The organism is Aquidulcibacter paucihalophilus, assembly GCF_002105465.1.
Lineage (GTDB): Bacteria > Pseudomonadota > Alphaproteobacteria > Caulobacterales > Aquidulcibacteraceae > Aquidulcibacter > Aquidulcibacter paucihalophilus.
On the sequence record NZ_NCSQ01000169.1, the window covers coordinates 18,565 to 35,207 of the forward strand.

At 55.8% G+C, this 16,643-nt stretch carries 18 protein-coding genes; 9 read left to right on the forward strand and 9 right to left on the reverse strand.

The window, feature by feature from the left end:
* Positions 1-83 precede the first annotated feature (83 nt).
* Both B7364_RS18310 and B7364_RS18315 read right to left on the reverse strand, forming a co-directional pair.
* Positions 84-470, reverse strand: coding sequence for a response regulator (locus tag B7364_RS18310; protein WP_332835089.1), 387 nt, complete (start codon positions 468-470; stop codon positions 84-86).
* A 13-nt stretch (positions 471-483) separates the two neighbouring features.
* A complete protein-coding gene (locus B7364_RS18315; protein ID WP_332835090.1) occupies positions 484-840 on the reverse strand; it encodes a hypothetical protein in 357 nt (118 codons plus the stop codon).
* 198 nt (positions 841-1,038) lie between these two features.
* On the opposite strand from B7364_RS18315, the gene B7364_RS14835 reads away from it, so the two are divergent.
* From B7364_RS14835 to B7364_RS14855, 5 genes are all read left to right on the forward strand, one after another.
* Positions 1,039-1,284: a NepR family anti-sigma factor gene (locus B7364_RS14835; RefSeq protein ID WP_085340821.1), complete on the forward strand. Its 246-nt coding sequence runs from the start codon at positions 1,039-1,041 to the stop codon at positions 1,282-1,284.
* Positions 1,281-1,943, forward strand: a complete 663-nt coding sequence (locus B7364_RS14840; RefSeq protein WP_085340822.1) for a sigma-70 family RNA polymerase sigma factor — start codon at positions 1,281-1,283, stop codon at positions 1,941-1,943. Before B7364_RS14835 ends, B7364_RS14840 begins: the two co-directional genes overlap by 4 nt.
* Positions 1,943-3,619 carry a sensor histidine kinase gene (locus B7364_RS14845; RefSeq protein ID WP_085340823.1) on the forward strand — a complete coding sequence of 559 codons (1,677 nt, stop codon included), beginning with the start codon at positions 1,943-1,945 and terminating at the stop codon, positions 3,617-3,619. The genes B7364_RS14840 and B7364_RS14845 overlap by 1 nt, the downstream gene beginning before the upstream one ends.
* 92 nt (positions 3,620-3,711) lie before the next feature.
* Positions 3,712-3,885, forward strand: coding sequence for a DUF1328 domain-containing protein (locus B7364_RS14850; protein WP_085340824.1), 174 nt, complete (start codon positions 3,712-3,714; stop codon positions 3,883-3,885).
* Positions 3,886-3,929: 44 nt separating this feature from the next.
* Positions 3,930-4,283 (forward strand): YMGG-like glycine zipper-containing protein, encoded by a 354-nt coding sequence (locus B7364_RS14855; protein WP_085340825.1) that lies wholly within the window; start codon positions 3,930-3,932, stop codon positions 4,281-4,283.
* Positions 4,284-4,573: 290 nt separating this feature from the next.
* Here the strand turns inward: B7364_RS14855 and B7364_RS14860 are convergent, their stop codons facing one another.
* From B7364_RS14860 to B7364_RS18040, 3 genes are read right to left on the reverse strand one after another with little or no spacing between them, the layout of a single operon-like run.
* A complete protein-coding gene (locus B7364_RS14860; RefSeq protein WP_085340826.1) occupies positions 4,574-4,801 on the reverse strand; it encodes a CsbD family protein in 228 nt (75 codons plus the stop codon).
* 38 nt (positions 4,802-4,839) lie between these two features.
* On the reverse strand, positions 4,840-5,529 hold the full coding sequence (locus tag B7364_RS14865; protein ID WP_198534277.1) for a superoxide dismutase: 690 nt from the start codon (positions 5,527-5,529) through the stop codon (positions 4,840-4,842).
* Entirely contained in the window at positions 5,519-5,701 is a 183-nt protein-coding gene (locus tag B7364_RS18040; RefSeq protein ID WP_198534278.1) for a hypothetical protein, read from the reverse strand. The genes B7364_RS14865 and B7364_RS18040 overlap by 11 nt, the downstream gene beginning before the upstream one ends.
* Before the next feature lie 145 nt (positions 5,702-5,846).
* Here B7364_RS18040 and B7364_RS14870 point away from each other — a divergent pair, with 145 nt between their 5' ends.
* The 3 genes from B7364_RS14870 (at position 5,847) to B7364_RS14880 (ending at position 10,123) form a co-directional block, all read left to right on the forward strand.
* Positions 5,847-8,183 carry a glycosyltransferase family 4 protein gene (locus tag B7364_RS14870; RefSeq protein WP_198534279.1) on the forward strand — a complete coding sequence of 779 codons (2,337 nt, stop codon included), beginning with the start codon at positions 5,847-5,849 and terminating at the stop codon, positions 8,181-8,183.
* Positions 8,180-9,457 (forward strand): glycoside hydrolase family 130 protein, encoded by a 1,278-nt coding sequence (locus tag B7364_RS14875; RefSeq protein ID WP_106407657.1) that lies wholly within the window; start codon positions 8,180-8,182, stop codon positions 9,455-9,457. Before B7364_RS14870 ends, B7364_RS14875 begins: the two co-directional genes overlap by 4 nt.
* An 81-nt stretch (positions 9,458-9,538) precedes the next feature.
* On the forward strand, positions 9,539-10,123 hold the full coding sequence (locus B7364_RS14880; protein ID WP_085340830.1) for a fasciclin domain-containing protein: 585 nt from the start codon (positions 9,539-9,541) through the stop codon (positions 10,121-10,123).
* 54 nt (positions 10,124-10,177) lie between these two features.
* Here the strand turns inward: B7364_RS14880 and B7364_RS14885 are convergent, their stop codons facing one another.
* The 3 genes from B7364_RS14885 to B7364_RS14895 all read right to left on the reverse strand — a co-directional run bounded on the left by B7364_RS14885 (position 10,178) and on the right by B7364_RS14895 (position 14,721).
* On the reverse strand, positions 10,178-12,556 hold the full coding sequence (locus B7364_RS14885) for a TonB-dependent receptor (RefSeq protein WP_085340831.1): 2,379 nt from the start codon (positions 12,554-12,556) through the stop codon (positions 10,178-10,180).
* 117 nt (positions 12,557-12,673) lie between these two features.
* Positions 12,674-14,005, reverse strand: coding sequence for a sensor histidine kinase (locus B7364_RS14890; RefSeq protein ID WP_085340832.1), 1,332 nt, complete (start codon positions 14,003-14,005; stop codon positions 12,674-12,676).
* Positions 13,987-14,721 (reverse strand): response regulator, encoded by a 735-nt coding sequence (locus B7364_RS14895; protein WP_085340833.1) that lies wholly within the window; start codon positions 14,719-14,721, stop codon positions 13,987-13,989. Before B7364_RS14895 ends, B7364_RS14890 begins: the two co-directional genes overlap by 19 nt.
* A gap of 172 nt (positions 14,722-14,893) precedes the next feature.
* Between B7364_RS14895 and B7364_RS14900 the strand changes: the two genes are divergently transcribed.
* Entirely contained in the window at positions 14,894-15,253 is a 360-nt protein-coding gene (locus B7364_RS14900; RefSeq protein ID WP_085340834.1) for a hypothetical protein, read from the forward strand.
* A 130-nt stretch (positions 15,254-15,383) separates the two neighbouring features.
* On the opposite strand, the gene B7364_RS14905 is transcribed toward B7364_RS14900, so the two are convergent.
* Positions 15,384-16,526, reverse strand: a complete 1,143-nt coding sequence (locus B7364_RS14905; RefSeq protein WP_085340835.1) for an ROK family transcriptional regulator — start codon at positions 16,524-16,526, stop codon at positions 15,384-15,386.
* Positions 16,527-16,643: the final 117 nt, after the last annotated feature.

Below are 16,643 nucleotides of genomic sequence, written 5' to 3' on the forward strand. Positions count from 1 at the left end.
GAGAGCATTCAACAACACAAAAAGGGCTCGGCCAAACTCTGGTCGGGTTCTAATGTATGAGCGACTTTCAACGGCAGGGGAATTTAGGGCCGATTGGCCGTCATTTCCCTCTGGTTCTCGCGATGAAAGAACATGGCCTGACTGATTGTAGCCGTCACTGTTTCTGGCAAGAAAGGCTTTGTGATCAGATAGGTTGGTTCTAGGGCCTCGCCGCTTAACAGGCGCTCAGGAAATGCTGTGATGAAGATGGCAGGCACATCGCATAGGGTCAGGATATCGGCCACAGCGTCAATTCCTGATGATCCATCTGCTAGACGTATATCGGCCAGGATCAAGTCGGGCTCAGTCTGCTCCACCAAGCTCACAGCTTCTCGCCGTGTTGTGGCCACGCCGATAACACGGTGGCCTAAATCCTCCACCAAAGTCTGCAAATGCATCGCGATGATGGATTCATCCTCAATAATGAGCACTTTTCCAATCGATTCAGATTGGATCGCCGCGCGCGGCTTCTATCTCTAGGACGATATCAAAAACGGGCTTCCCCAAGACAATGCCCGCTTCATCGTGGCTAAAGCCTTCCACGGCTGTGAGAAGAAGCGCACCGCGCTCTGGTCTTTGCTTTGGGTCCAAGGCAGGGGCAACCGATGTCCAGACGGCGTGAAACAGGCGGAACAACTCTACCTTGGGCGGATAGGCGTTAGAGATCTGAGAGGGCGCTGCCAAAATGGCCTCCAATGCTGCGCGGACGCAGGCGTCGCCGCTGACTTGCGAACCGGTCATGGCGCGCGCATAACGGCGCAGGATGGGAAGGTGCGGTCCGAAATTGGCAACTGCTGACATGGAATTCTCCTTAAGGCTTGCACCGCGAAAACGCACATCCGGGAAATAAGTTCCCATCACTTGGAACGTTTCGGAAAGGGCCGCGTTTGAAACCTATATTGGGCGGCTCGAAATCTGCCCGACCCTGCTGAAGACTTGCCCGCGCCATCTCGTTCCGGTGGGACCATAAGGCGCTTTACCACAGATCGGACCCGTCGCGTGACCCAGGTGCCACCGCCCCCAATAGATCCGCTGAATGAAATCAGTCCTAGCCCTTCCCCAGACTTGAATGACGACCCGATCGTCGCTGGATTACGCACTCTGTACCAAGAGGTCCTGCTGGAACCGGTCCCAGAAGAATTCAGCGCCCTCCTTGCCCAGATAGATGCAGCTTTAGAAGCTGTCGCTAATAGCGATGAAACACCGCCGCCAACTGATAAGCCTGAAAATGAGGCAAGCTCATGACCCGCGAGCGCTTGCACTTTGCCCGTCGCGGGGTCGCCATCCAGCCGGTGAAACTGCCCGAAGTAGATGTAGAACTGGCGCGGGTGCTGGCCGCTGAATTTGCCTCCAAGCTTGTTTTGGTCATCCCACCCCTACGTGCTTTCGCGCGCGGCCTTTGCGGTCGGGCTGATCTGGCCGATGATTTGGCACAAGAGGCTTTAGCCAAGGCTTGGGCGGCGCGTGCGAGTTATCTGCCCAATACAAATTTCAAGGCTTGGATTTTTACGATCCTGCGTAACCATTATTATTCGTGGTGCCGCAAGCAAAGGCGCGTTGCACCTTGGGATCCAGATGCTGCGGACAAGCTTTTGGTTTGTGAGCCAGCTCAACAAGGCCATATGGCCTTGGCAGAACTAGCGGCAGGTCTGCAGTCGCTTCCCGCCCAACAAAGAGAGGCTTTGATCCTCGTTGGGGCAGGCGGGTTTGCATACGAGGAAGCCGCACAAATCATTGGCTGCGCGGTTGGTACGGTGAAAAGCCGGGTTGCGCGCGGGAGAGCCTTTTTGCGGGACTTTGTCGATGATCGACAGCGCGACCTTAGTCAGCCCAGACCCACGAGCGCACAAGCCAGCGAAGCTATTTTGGGCGAACTTCGCCGCCTTGATCCCAACCGTCCTTAATGCTGTTAGCGCGTAATTCTAAATTCTGGCGTACATGGTTTCAAAGCCAGTCCTTGCGCAGCCTGTTACTGGTTGCAGTAGGCGGGGCAATGGTGCCGGTCTTCTGCATCAGTTTTGCGCAAGCCTTTGCGCGACTGTCCCATGATCGCAAGGTCGTTCAATCTAGTCTGATTGATCAGGTCTCGATTGCGGGTGAACAAGGGATGCATGTCATTGAAACGGGCCGTCACGCTCTGTTGCGCTTGAGCAATAGAAGAGACGTAAGGGAGGGCTCTGCAACCTGTCGCGAGACCTTGGCGATTGCCTTGGTCGGTATGCCCTTTGTTTCTAACCTTGCGCGGATTGATGCCAACGGGAAAATTCTCTGTGCCGCCCATAGGATCTCGGTAACCAATAATGTCAGTGATAGAGCTTGGTGGCGTGAGTTATCATCAGGCCAGGAATTGTCCGCTGCAGGCCCGGTGGTTGATCGTGCGACGGGCAAACCAAGCCTCATCCTCGCACTCGGCCTGGTAGATGAACAGACCCGTCCGGATGGCCATATTGTCTTCGGCTTAGACTTGAACCGTCTTGAGCAAGATCTCAATCGCCGTATGTTGGACCGCCAAGCGCAATTAACCTTAGTAGACGCTAGGGGCACTGCAGAACCTTTGGGCGCAAATCCCTCCAACTCAATTGAGATCACCCGCGACAATCGAGGTAAAACTTGGTCATCCACCTCTTACATCTTGGTACCTAATCACCTTCTGGTCCGGTATGCGATGCCCGACGAAATTCTATATTCTTCGACATTCTTCCACATGGCGACCGATATTGCCTTGCCTTTGATCGCGTTATTGTTTGCCGGAGCGGCAAGTTGGTTTGCTATGGAATACTGGGCCATTCGGCCAATCGAACGATTGCGCGTTATGGCCAAACATTATGGTGCAGGGCTGGTGCCCAAAGATCATGTAGGCGATGCATTTGAGCCACAAGAGCTCTTGGAGTTGCATGCGGAAATGGTGGCGATGGCAGCCCGAGTAGACCTACGAGATCAGCATTTGGTCCAGATCGCCAAACAAAAGGACAATCTGGTTCGAGAACTGCACCACAGGGTCAAGAACAATATCCAAGTGGTGTTGAGCTTATTGAGCTTACAAGCGCGACAACTCGAAACGGCTGAGCAACGAGCCCCGCTGGAGCAAGTACAGTCCCGCGTAACCGCTTTAGCTCTTGTGCAGCGTCTAATCGTTGAGAGCGATGATTTAGCCCACGCGTCGACAATCGACGTCCAACTATTGCTGGTCGACCTCTGCGCCCAGGTCCGTAGAAGCTATCCAATCCAGATGCAGCGGATCACCATCGAATGCCGTTGTCCGGCATTGCCGGTTGCGACAGATCTGGCCGTGCCGATTTCGATGTTTGTTGTTGAAGCGCTCACTAATGCTATCATCCACGCTTTTCCTAGTGAAGCGACAGGGCAAGTGCATGTCTCCCTCGATATCACAGACCAAAAGCTCGCTTGTTTGCAGATTTGCGATACTGGGATCGGCTGGGCTGGAACTGGGCCAAAGCTCGGCACTGGTCACAGCCTATTGACCGCGTTTGGCCGGCAATTGGGCAGCCAACTCGTACTGTCAGGGTTCAAAGGGGGCGGTTCGTGTGTGAGCGTCAGCTTCCTTCTTCCCACTCTTTAAGCTTTCCGGAAAGGGAACGATTGGCGCGAGCCAGAGTTTGATCTGCATGGTGTGGGCCATGTGGTCCCACCTTTTCGGAAAGGAAAACCGACATGCTGCGTTGGTCCATTAGTTTCTTGATACTGGCCTTGATCGCAGGGGTGCTGGGTTTTGGTGGCATCGCAAGCGCATCCGTCGATATCGCCAAAATCCTCTTCTTTGTTTTTGCGGTCTTGTTTCTAATCAGTGCTGTTGCTGCCGCCCTGCGCGGCAGGCTGCCTAGTTAGCCTTAAAGCTAAACCTTTCTCTCTTCTCGAATTGGATATTTGCTATGAAAATACCTACATTAGGCCTGATTATCTGGGCCGGCGCACTGGGTGCATGCACCACAACCGGCAATATGGAACGCAATGCCGGCGCTGGTGCCGCCATTGGCGCCATAGCTGGTGCCGTTATCGGCAATAACACCGGTAACGGCGATGCGGGCAATGGCGCGGTAGTCGGTGCTGTCATCGGCGGGACGGCAGGCGCGGTGCGCGGCTATAGTTTGGACCAACGCCGTGATGAATGCGCAACGTCGCGTCGTGGACCAACTTACCGCGATCGTAATGGTGCCTATTACTACGTCATCCCAAATAGCAATCGAACCTGTTGGGTACGCGATCAATCGCCACGCGGTCTATAAACCAAAAGACCCCCTCTCTTTATGGGGAGGGGGCATTCGTCTGCATCTTTTCGTGAGTCCAGTCCAAACAGACAACTCCCCAACCGAAATTGGGGAGTTGGGCCGCTTTGGCTTTTTCTGCTGTCAACGCACCCCAAAAACTGGCCGCCGCACTTGGTGAGAAGGGCGGCGGCCAAAACCGAACAATAAACAGGGGGATCGCAGTGGGCACTGCGGTGTTAAAGAGCCCGGCTCAGGCCCACATGACATCTAACGAGAGGACCATGTCAGAAGTCGGCGGGCATGATCGATTAGGTTCCAGAACGGTCAGTCATGTCGCGTGGGCGACTAGATTCCCATTTGCTCACTTGCTTTTCCGCCTCTTCTTTGGTGATGCCGTAGCGCTCTTGTACTGCGCCTTTCAGTTTTTGCAGGTCACCGCTGACCCGCAAAAAGTCATCGTCGGTCAACTTGCCCCACTGGGATTTAGCTGCGCCGATGAATTGGTCGAATTGGCCTTTAATGGTGTCGTTGTTCATAATCTTCGCCTTTGGTTGGGAGGTATGGATGAAACGCTCTATGTGGCATCTGGTTCCCGGCACAGCCTATGTTCGTAGCGCGACTTGGCCATAGACCAGTCTGCCAATTGGCCAAAAAAGCCATCAATCCAACCGGCTCTGTCGGACGCCCTGTCGAGATAATAGGCATGCTCCCAGACGTCGCAGACCAGTAAGACGGCCAAACTTGGGTCATCCAGAAGCGTCTCGGCATCGCGCGTCAGTTCCAAGCGGACCGCACCTTCATGGTCGGCGACCAGCCAGATCCAGCCAGATCCAACCCTAGACTTACCCAAGGCGATGGCTGCGTCGGTAAAACCCGTGAAGTCACCAAACTTGTCGTTGATTGCAATTTCGAGACTGCCTTCTGGGCGCGTTAGGCCGGCAGCTTGGTGACACGTCCAAAAGAAAGCGTGGTTTAGCGCTTGACCCGCTTGTTCCAGAAGCCCGTGGGCTTCGACGCTGCGGGCAAAGCTAATCACGTCAACGGCGGTCTCAAATTTCTTGACCATCGGCTCCATCAATCGGTTTGCGCCGTCGACATAGGCCTGATGGTGTTTGCCCAAATGAACGCCCAAGGTTTCAGCACCGGTTATGGGGGCTAAGGCGGTGACTTCGAATGGTAAGCTGGGCAGTACGAAAGTACTGGAAGATCGGTTGAAAACCCCGAAGGATTCGTCGGGCGATAGGGTATGTCCTTCAAGTGTCATCAGGGCCTCCGAGGGTAGAAGAAGTTTCGCAAAATGGGGTGGTGCGCGGATGCGCTTCGGTGAATTCCCAGCTGTCAAAGTCTTGCGCGTAAAGCTGGAGGACATTGTTCGCATCAGGAATCGTCAAGGATTCAGCGGGATTAATGGGTTTGGATTTAGGTGCAGGGCGCATAGGTATCTCCTTGTGGAGGAGTTACGCCCCCACCCCCACGCGGTTCCAAAAATATCTGCGTTCGCCTTTCTTAAAGGAACCCTTTTTTCGTGTTGGCGTTGATGGACTGATGCTGGCCTTTGCTGGCGTGATAAGGATCAAGTCCATGCAGCCAGCTCCCCCTGAAGCTCCGCGTACGACCATTCTGCCAAGCCTCGAGGGGCTATTGCGCTTTCTGCCGCAAACGGCTGAGCCGACCGACCGACGCGTCGCGATTGTTGGCACTTTTCCGCCGCGACGGTGCGGAATCGCAACCTTTACCGCAGACGTACGGCGCTCTCTAAACCTGTTGGACGGCTGGGCCTGCGACCTTGTTCGCATCTTAGATGACGACGAATCCCTGTCGGATGAGCCGGCGCTGTGTCGTATCCGTCAGCATGTGCAAACCGACTATCGCAAGGCGGCTGACCGCCTCAATCATCTCGGAACCGACGTGGTGTCGATCCAGCATGAGTTTGGGATTTTTGGCGGTATTGATGGCGCTTGTATTCTCGACTTAATCGACCGTCTGACCGCCCCCGTAGTAATCACCATGCATACGGTAATCGAGACACCAACCCAAGGACAGCGCCATGTGGTTGCCGCCCTGTTGCGGCGTGCCGACCAAGTCATTGTGATGGCCAAGAAGGGCGCGGATTTGCTGAATGACGTCTATGGCGCCGACCCAGCGAAGGTCACTATTTGTCCGCATGGCACGCCAGATCGGCCGTTTGTACGACCGGATTCCTTCAAAGCAAGTTTGGGCCTTAGCCCCTATAAAGTGCTATTGACCTTTGGCTTGTTGTCGCCGGGCAAGGGCCTTGAAACCCTTATTGCGGCAATGCCTCAAATTGTCGTAACCCATCCAGACGCCCTTTATGTTATCCTAGGCGCAACCCACCCCAACCTCAAACGAGTGGATGGCGAGGCCTACCGCGATGGTTTGATTAGACTAGCGGAAGATTTGGGCGTTGCGGAACATATCCGCTTTGTGGATGCCTTTGTCGACAATGCGCTTTTGATGACTTATCTCAGCGCGGCAGACATCTATGTGACACCTTATTTGAACCGAGCCCAAGTCACATCCGGTACGCTGGCTTACGCGATTGCTTTGGGCAAGCCGGTCATATCCACGCCATTTTGGCACGCAACCGAATGGGTGGATGAGACGTGCGGTGCCTTGGTCGATTTTGGTGACTCCGCTGGCTTTGCCGCTGTCATCTCCCGCCTGCTCGAAGACCCCGAACGGCTGTTGGCGGCCGGGCGATCGGCCTATGCCAAAGGACGCACAACCATTTGGGAGCGCTCGGCTGAGGCTTATGCCGCCGCGTTTCAAACCGCGATTTCGCGGTGCCAAGAAACGCATGTGGCTGCTCCCCGCCTACATGACCAAAGTCTCCCGACTCTTTTGGGGGTCCAGCGGGTGACCGATGCTTGCGGGATTATGCAACATGCGTCCTACGGCATTGATAATCGAGCGCACGGCTATTGCATTGATGACGCCGTTCGCGCGCTCATACTCATCCAACGTTTCCGGCAATTGGGCCATAAGAACCACACGCTTGATCATTTGGAGCGCACCTATGCTGCCTTTGTACAACATGCCTGGAACCCCAACACACAAGCCTTCCGCAATTTCATGGGCTATGATCGGACCTGGCTGGAGCCTGAAGGCTCGCCAGACAGCAATGGTCGAACCTTCTGGGCGCTGGGTGAGACAGCTTGCTATGCTGAGCATGAGCAAGTTCGCTTGTGGGCCATTGCTCTGGCAAAAGAAGTGGGGCTATCGGCAGCGACTTTAGGATCGTTGCGAGCCCAATGCTTCACGATCCTCGGGGCGGTCAGTCTGTTACATGGAGAGCCGCATAATCTGGCAGTCTATGACATGTTGGTACAGCATGCCGAAGGCCTGTTGGCGCGGTTTGAAACCCACAGCGCGCCAACTTGGCAGTGGCTCGAGCCCAGCCTATCTTATGACAACGCTCGCATCCCTCAGGCCTTGATCGTAGCTGGCGTTAGTCTCAGCCGGCCTGATATGCTGTCGATCGGCCTGAAGACTCTGGCTTGGCTCGACACCATTCAAAAGGCTCCCAATGGGTTTTTCCGAGCGGTGGGAAGCTCAACCCCCGCGACCGCATTCGCGCCGCCACGGCTGCTTGACCAACAACCGATTGAGGCCTGTGCCACCATTGATGCAGCATTGGCGGCCTATGCTGCCACCAAGCAGAGCAAGTGGCTGATCATGGCGCAAACCGCTCATGCATGGTTCTTTGGCGAGAACGATAATGGCTTGCCGTTGAGTGATCAGCGGGGCGGGTGTTTTGATGGCTTAACCGAGACAGGTGTGAACCGAAACCAAGGTGCTGAATCAATTCTGGCGCGCCAAATGGCAAATTGTGCGATGGCACGTGTGACCATTGTTGGGAATAACCCGGCAGCGACTCCAATTGGGCTATCCATGTGATCCAATTCTTGGAGGGCACCCTTCTTCCCGATCCGTCCTTAGTTGTGATCCGGCCGTTTCACATCGCGCCGGAACCACGCGACTTGCACCCAACCCAATTGGCTCGCGCTCGGCGGATCTTTCACACGGTAGCAACCCTCGATCAAGAAACTTGTCTGCATGCGTTGGACCATGTGAATGCTGACTTTAAGGGGCGGCATTGGGAGACTCGCAGCTTATTTCTAGAGCGCAGTCTTAAGATCTGCGAGGCAATTGCCGGCGATTGCGACACGCTGTCAACGGCGCATTTAGAGCTTATCGGTGCCTATTTTTGTCTTGAATATGCCTATTGCGCAGCTGCAGTTACTAATCCCTCCATTGTGGCGCACCCAGACCAAACGGGTATGCGGCCGGGCGACCTTCGCTTCATCCTGTCGCTTCGCAATGTCGGCGAAGGCCACATTTCGTCGATCTCATTTCGGGAAGGAATATTGACGCGGGGCAACACCCTTCAGATTTGGCCCCAGACTAGCCCAACACTGGCGGCCAATTCGAGCGGCCCCGATGCTGATGGCATTGTGACTGTGACACGACCGCCAACGGTCCCGATCTCAGCAGCCGTGATCTTCCCGGTCACAAATGCCCAGCGTAACGGTCTGGAAGATCTGCGCATGGTGCGGTTTGAAGACGACAGGCAAACTTCGGTTTTTCATGGAACCTATACGGCCTATTCTGGCCTTGAAGTGCGCTCAGAATTGATGACGACTTTGGACTTCACCGACTTCAAGCTCCAGCCCATGACCGGAACGGCAGTTAATGGCAAAGGCATGGCGCTCTTTCCCCGCCGTGTGGACGGAGCTTATGCTATGCTCGGTCGCTATGATGGTGAGAGCCATTTCTTCATGCAATCCGATAAGTTGTTGCACTGGGACAAAGGCAAGGCGATTGCCGGTCCCAAATATCTTTGGGATCTCGTCCAAACAGGTAATTGTGGGTCACCGATTGAGTTGGATGAGGGATTCTTGTTACTGACTCACGGCGTAGGCGCGATGCGCAAATATGCGATGGGCGCACTCCTTCTTGACAAGAATGACCCTCAATTGGTCATAGGCCGCACAGCAGAACCTATTTTAGTACCAAGTGATCGGGGCCGAAATGGCTATGTGCCTAATGTGGTCTACGCCTGCGGCGCGCTGCGCAACGGCGATAAAATTCTGCTCCCTTATGGCGTCTCAGATTCTTCTGTGGCCTTTTGTCTGATCGATATCCCAAAATTGCCCGATCAACTTCGCTAGGGCTTCGAGACTGGAACCAGTCCGCCGCTTACGCGTTGCCTTGCCGACAGCTTTGACTGCCCGTCACTAAAGGATATCTCCATGACCATTTTTAATTTTCAAAAAACCTTTGCCATTTTACCCCTTTTGGCCCTGACCCTGGGTGCTTGCTCGACCACCACGATCGAAGCACCAAAGCCACAGGCCGTGACCGTTGTGACGGCCGACCCTGTGGTGATGACCGTTCCGGCAACCGGCCCAGGTGACGTTGCCAGCGTTGCAGCTGGCTATGGCCAGTTCAACACTTTGTTGGCCGCTGCCAATGCAGCAGGTCTCTATGACCGATTGACTATGTCTGGCCCGATCACAGTTTTTGCGCCAACTGATCAAGCCTTTGCCAATCTACCAGCTGGAACGCTGGAAAAATTGTTGAAAGTTGAAAATCGCGCCGCGTTGCGTCGGATCGTTTCTTACCACATTGTCAGCGGACGCGTGCCTTCGTCTGGCCTGATGGGCATCACCATGACCAGCCCAACCCTAGAGGGTCATTCTGTGGCCATTGACGGTCGCAATGGCGTTCGCATCAATAACGCTGCCGTGGTGCAGGCTGATATCCCGGCCAGCAATGGCCTGATCCACGCCATTGATACGGTCCTGATGCCAGCAGACTTGCCCTACATCCGCTAACCTATAGTGGACAACCTCTGTGCCTTTCCAAGGGCACAGAGGCTGCTCCTTGGACTAAAATTGCTTCTTCAGGCTAAGTTTGTAGCTGCGGCCCTCGGGTTCCAAGAGCCCACTTTGGTAGGCCGTTGGTACGAGGCCAGCCGAATTGGTGACCTTTCGCTGGCTGTCGGTTAGATTGTTGATTTCAAACCGCACCTGCGCCCCATTCAAGAAGGGGACAGCCATATTGAGCTGTGGCATCAAATCGGTTGAGGCAAATAGCGAGAGGTCCAAGGTCGCCTGATCGTCAACAAATAGACGTTCTGCACCATAGCCGGTTGCGATTTCGCTTTCGCCCTTCCAGACAGCCGCGAGACGTCCACCAATCCCACGATAATTGAGCCCGCCATCGAGGGTCAGTTGATGTCTGTGCCCCATCTCGGTGTCGAGTGCGTCACCCTCCAGCAAATCAAGCTTCACGCCACTATTTTTCAGAATGAGGGTGTCATCAAGCGTGTAGGCATAGTTGAGACCGATGTTCCAACGGCCACCGGGTATCTTCGCTGCCTGCATGAGTTGGTTGAAGTCGGGTGGTGTGCCCCCGGGCGGCGGTTTGAACCCGGGCGGTGGTGTAATGCCAGGTGGTAGGCCGCCGGGCAAAGTGGTGGCGTCTGGATTTTCCTCCTGTGCTTTTTGAACCTTTGCGACAATGTCCCGCAAGAACTGCGGGGCTTGGCCAAAGTTGCGGCTGTAAGACAGACCAAAGCTCAGGGTCTCGGTCTCTCGGTCCCCAAGATTGAGGGCGCGCGTGTCCTGCCCAATCAAGGTCCCAGCGCTATTGCGCTGATAGCGGCTGGAGAAAGCTGTCTCTGCAGCGCGGGTATTTACCCCGATACTGCCGATATAATCCTCGGTCTTGTTGCGCGCATAGGTCAAAGACAGATTGAGGCCTTCAATCTGAAGCGGTGCGAAGGTTGCGCCCAGGATAAAGTCCCGCTGCTGTTCTGGCAGAAGGGTGCCATTGCCGCCGCGCGTCTCGTCCAGCCGCACGCTCTGGCCCGTTCGGGCATCATAGACCGAGGCGGAAGGAATGTTGGTTTGCGGTCCGCCCAATTGCTCCAACGTGGGTAGCTTCTCGCCGGTGCTATAGCGTGTGGTGATCTGAAGTTCCGAATTAGGCGACCAGTTGAGACCTGTGCCCCATCCACTCGAGCCCCCAAAGTCGCTGCTGCTCGACAACGCCCCATTGAGGGTAATGGAGACATCTCCCAACAGGTTTCCAGCTGTTTTGCGGCTGGCGAGGGGAATGGTCAAGCTGCCGTTGGTTTCCAGTTTCGTGCGGTCAATGTCTTCAGATCCGGCCTGCAAGCCGCGCTGATAATCCGACTCAAGCTTTTCGGTGGAGGCTTGCGTCCGCAGATTGAAGGCACCGGTTCCAGCCGGTAGACCAGGCACAGGCCCTGCCAAAGTGCCGTCAAATGATGCGCCTTTGAGTTGTTGATTTGTGCGGTCTCGCGCGCGGCCGTCCGCCCGGTCTGTGCGCGTGGCCTCATCTTCGGAATAAGTCGAAACGATCGCATTCCAGCGGCGATCCTTGACGATCCCTTCAAGGGTTAAGGAAGCTTTTGCCTTGGTTGCCTCGTAATCGCGGGCCAATTGGGCACCGTTTGGCACCCGCGATAGGATGGATTGGCTTGTTTCGGATTGAGCGTCGACGCCCAAGGTCGCATAGCCTTGTTCGCCGAAACGTCCGACCGAACGACCAATGGCACCTGAAAACCGATAGGTCTCGGTCTCAGGCAGAATACTCCGTATACTGGGTATACCACCGGGGGATAGAGACAGCCCTAAATCTTCCTCGCTGACGCCAGAGGCCTTTTGCGCATCAAAACTATAGACCGACCGGCCATTTGTATCGATCTTGGTGCTGTCCAATACCAAATCATAAGTCTCGCGTTCTGCGTCTGCGGATTGGCCGATGCCTCCCGTAATCCCGGTAATGGAGAACTTGCCGAACAGGATCAAATTGACGACTTTCTGATCCGCCGGGAAGCCGTAGCGCAGCGCGACGTCTTCAGGATAGACTTCGACCCGACGGATTGCGCGGACAGGGATGGCGCGGATTTCACTAAAGTCGGCAATCCGACGTCCGTTCACCAACAGGATCGGCTTGTTATCGCCCCTGCGGACGCCGCTTTGGGTTTGGGGGAGGAGGGTCACCAAAAGTTCGGGGAGCGTAGTGGCACCGGTGGTACGGATCTCAAATGTGCCCACCACCAGCTCTGGCTTAACATCGCCCGGCACGCTTTCGGGCAGGCGCGATCCGCGCACAACCACGACTTCCATCGCAGGGTCTGCCTGTAGGCTCGCTGGCGTCGATTGCGCCGCACTTAAGTTGGGGATGCCTAACGACAGGCAAAGTGCCGTTGAGGCGAGGGAGGTTGCAAGTTTCATCAGACCATCTCTTTTCTCTTGGGGGAAGAATGGTCTTGTCTCTAAATCAAGCCCCGGGGCGATGTGCGTCAAGGCTTTGTTTAAGTGTGACAAACTGTGTCACCACTGTTTTGGGGCTCAACGTGGATCAAATAGGAGCCGCATGATGGTGCCGCTTTCGCCCGTGCGATTCGCTGCAACGAACTGAGCCTTGTGGCCTTCGGCAATCGAGCGGACGATCGCAAGGCCGAGGCCTGTACTGCCATCGGCGCTGCGCGCTTGGTCTCCGCGTACAAAAGGCTCGCCTGGGGAGTGTAAGACTTCTGGTGGGAGGCCTCGCCCCCAATCTCCAATCTCAACGATAGGCTGCGGGTCTGCCGAAACATTGACGTGGACGGGGCCAGAGGTATGGCGCAAGGCGTTGTGGACCAGATTGCGGATTGCGCGCACCACATCATTTGGCCTTGCCAGGATTTTGGCCTGCGCATCCCCGACCACAGTCAGCCGGCCTGATGCGCTGGGATCTGCCTCTTTCAGACCTGCGACCGCCTTTTCCACAAGCTCATCAAGGCTCGCAAGCTGGGTAGGTGGGGCGGCCAACTCGCTGCGCGCCAGAAACAGCGCGTCTTCGACAACGCGCTCAATCTCCCGCACCGATTCCCGCAAGCGGTTGCGCGACTCCTCATCTTCAACCAGTTCCAGCCGGATGCGCATGGCAGTCACAGGCGTGCGCAAATCATGACCCAAGGCCCACAAGGTCGCGCGTTGGCGATCAAGCAATTGGCCGATCCGTTGGGCCATGCGGTTGAAGGCCCCTGCAGCGATACGCAGTTCTAAGGGTCCGCGCACCGGCACCGTCTCTATCTGCGCACTTTGGCCGATGCGTTCGGACGCCGCCGCAAGCTTTGTTAAGGGCTGGGTCATCCGCCCGATCAGAAAGCTGGTCCCAAAGGTGATCAATATGCCAGAGATGAGGGTCGCAACAAGAGCCGCCAAGGGTGGTGGCAAATCCGGTTGAATGCGAACCTGGATGAGGAGCGGCGCTTGGTCTTGCGGCCGGACAATGGCGGCTACTTCCGGCCCGCCCTGCTGCACTTGCTGAAACAAGTCTTTAAAGGTGAAGGTTGAAATCCGGGGGACAAAGACACGCAAATCTTTTGCCCCCGCCGAGGCCTTGATCTGATCGGCTAGCATGGGCGCTTCCTGCCAAACCTCGGGCTTGGCTTGCCATCCGTCTGCGGGGCGAACGCTAAAAGTTTCATCCAAGCGCAGGGCTTCACCCCGCTCTATAGCGCCGACAATCGGGGTTAAGCGGGCGGTGGTCTCAACGTCGACGATTGTGCGGATGATTTCATTGCGGTCACCAAAGAAGAAGACCACGGTGAGAATATTGGAAAGGATGACTGCCAGAATGGCAAGCCCTCCGACCTGCATCGCCAGCGTGGAGCCAATTAGTTTTCGTCCGACCATGTTACGGCCTCCGCGAAGACATAACCGCCGCCCCAGATGGTTTGGATGAAGCGCGGATTTTTTGGATCGTCGCCGAGCTTTCTTCGAAGCCGCGAGATTTGGGTGTCGATTGCCCGCTCGCTGATGTCGAGCCCGTGCACGCTGGAGAGGTCTAACAATTGGTCGCGCGAGAAAGCAATGCCGGGTCGTTGTACGAGGACTTGCAATAGACGCGCCTCGGTTGACGATAAAAGGAGATGGGCTTCTGCCTCACGCTGTAGGCGAAATTGGGTTGGGCTGAAGGACCAATCGCCAAACTGCGCCTTTTTCATACTGCCCGTGACGCTGCCCCGCGGCGGCTGCACCGCACGACGGATGACGGCGTCGATGCGCGCCAACAATTCTCGCGGGTTAAAGGGTTTGGGTAAATAGTCATCCGCGCCAATTTCCAGCCCGACAATGCGGTCCACATCTTCGCCGCGCGCTGAGATCAAAATGACCGGAGGTGACTGGCTGGGAATGAGGGATTTACAAAAGGACAGGCCATCTTCGCCCGGCATCATGATGTCGAGTACGATCAGATCAAACCGATTGACCTTCATGGCTTCGCGCGCAACCGCGACAGACTCCGCGGTGGTAACCCGTCGACCATGGCGACGCAAAAAGGCACCAAGGCTGTCTCGAATTTCGCGATGGTCATCCACAATCAAGATGTGAGGGGTCTCAGGGGTGATCATGGCGGCGGGTTCCAAGTCGTGATGTCATATCCCCCTTCACCCCAGATTGCCGGCGGATTCAATTGCCTTGTCACAGATTGTCACACTCTTGGGCCCGGACGCCAGAGCTTGTCACCTAAGGCTTTGGGCTCTGCGCTAAACGCTTGAGGTCTTTATAGGAAAGGCCTCAACCATGTTTGCTTTCTCTTTTTCCAAGTCGCGCTTTCAAGCGAGCTTGGCCATTCCAACGCTTCTGTTCCTGATGGCAGCGGCCCCTGTGACGCCCCCGCCAACACCCCAGATGGTCCCCCATCTCATGGCGGGCCAATGGCAAGTGAGCCAAAGTATGAATATGGGCCCCGATGCCGATCAGATTCAAACCCGGACCGCCTGCTATTCGGACGCCAGCCTCCAGACCGACGCCCTGGCCCCGTTTAAACCTGAGCCTCCACCAGGCCGGGAGGCGGTAAAATGCCAAACCCAGAATGTCGTGATTGAGGGCGATTGGATCCGTTTGAAACCCGCTGCGCCATGCCCTTTGGTACCATGGTGACAAGCTGGCAGGGCAATTTCGCCGATGAGGACTTTATGGTTGTTGGGCGCGCTCAATTCTTGCGGCGAGTCATTGAGACTAAAGTGAGTGGCAAGCGTTTAGGCGCGTGTCCAAAATAGCCAGAACGAATTCACACCATGCTGGCGAAGAATTGCTTCTCTAGCGGCAACATTGCCGCGCCAATCGCGCAGGCATCGACTTGGGTTTCAGACAGGAGGAGCTTGGGCAATGGCCGAGGCTCCTCTCGCCGCGCATCGTCATAGAGCTCAATCATCGGAATGATCTTTTCTGAGAGCTCAGCTGGAAGCCGTCCCCCAAGGACGATGGCCTCTGGGTCTAAAAGGGCAGCAATGGAGGAGGCAATCAAGGATAAGGGGTCGCGTGACCGCTCGATCCATTCATCCACGCCCGGCCAGCTCGCATCAAAGCGCGCCAGCATTTCTGAAATGCTAGAGACGTCGATTCCCTTGTCGCGGATCGACGCCAAAAGGGTCTCGAGCGTGGGCAATTCAAACATGTTGCGCGGAAGGATCAAGCCAATCTCGCCCCCATTGCCATGTATGCCGCGCAATAGCTGATGGTTGGAAATCACGCCGCCACCGATACCGGCGGCGATGAACACATAAACGAAATTGGCATAGCGCCGCCCCACGCCCAGCAAGCTTTCCCCGATGGCTGCTGCATTGCCATCATTCTCCACCCAAGCAGGTAGGCCCAAGGCGTCCGTAAACAACCGATCAATATCCACCATCGCCCAATCATCGAGCGCGGCTGGTGGGTTGTAGCGGGCCCGCCCATCCAAACTATAGCCCGATATCCCAATCCCCACCCCGAACAAGCGGTCCTTCGCACGGGGATGCCGGTCCAAAAATCCGTGTACGGTTTCATCCAATTGGGCGAACACGGCGCTGCGGCTCATTTTGGGCATTTCGACATAATGATAGTCGACGACTTGGCCGGCAAAATCCATCAAAAGGACTGACATGGCATCGGTCATCAGCGCGACACCCAGCGAATAGGCATAGCTTGGGGCGATCTCGAGTTTTAGCCGTGGCTGACCGCGCTTGCCATTGGGGATGCGACCGCCCAATTGAACCGCACCTCGCGCCAACAAGCCATTGACCAAGCGCGAAACTGTCTGCTGTGACAAATCCGTCGCCGACACGATGTCGGGCTGCGCCGCGCCTTTGTTGCGCAAAATATGGCTCAAAATCGCCATTTCGCTGTCCGAGGGCAGCTCAAATTGGTCGCGAGGCAGGAACTTTGAGGTCATGCCTGTCAGTTTGGCCCGAAGTTTCTCGGAGTGCAACTCACCAACCGCTGAATAATACTTGTCATAAGTTATATTCCTGCTAGTCTTAAAATATTCATGAACAGTTGGGGTCTTTGC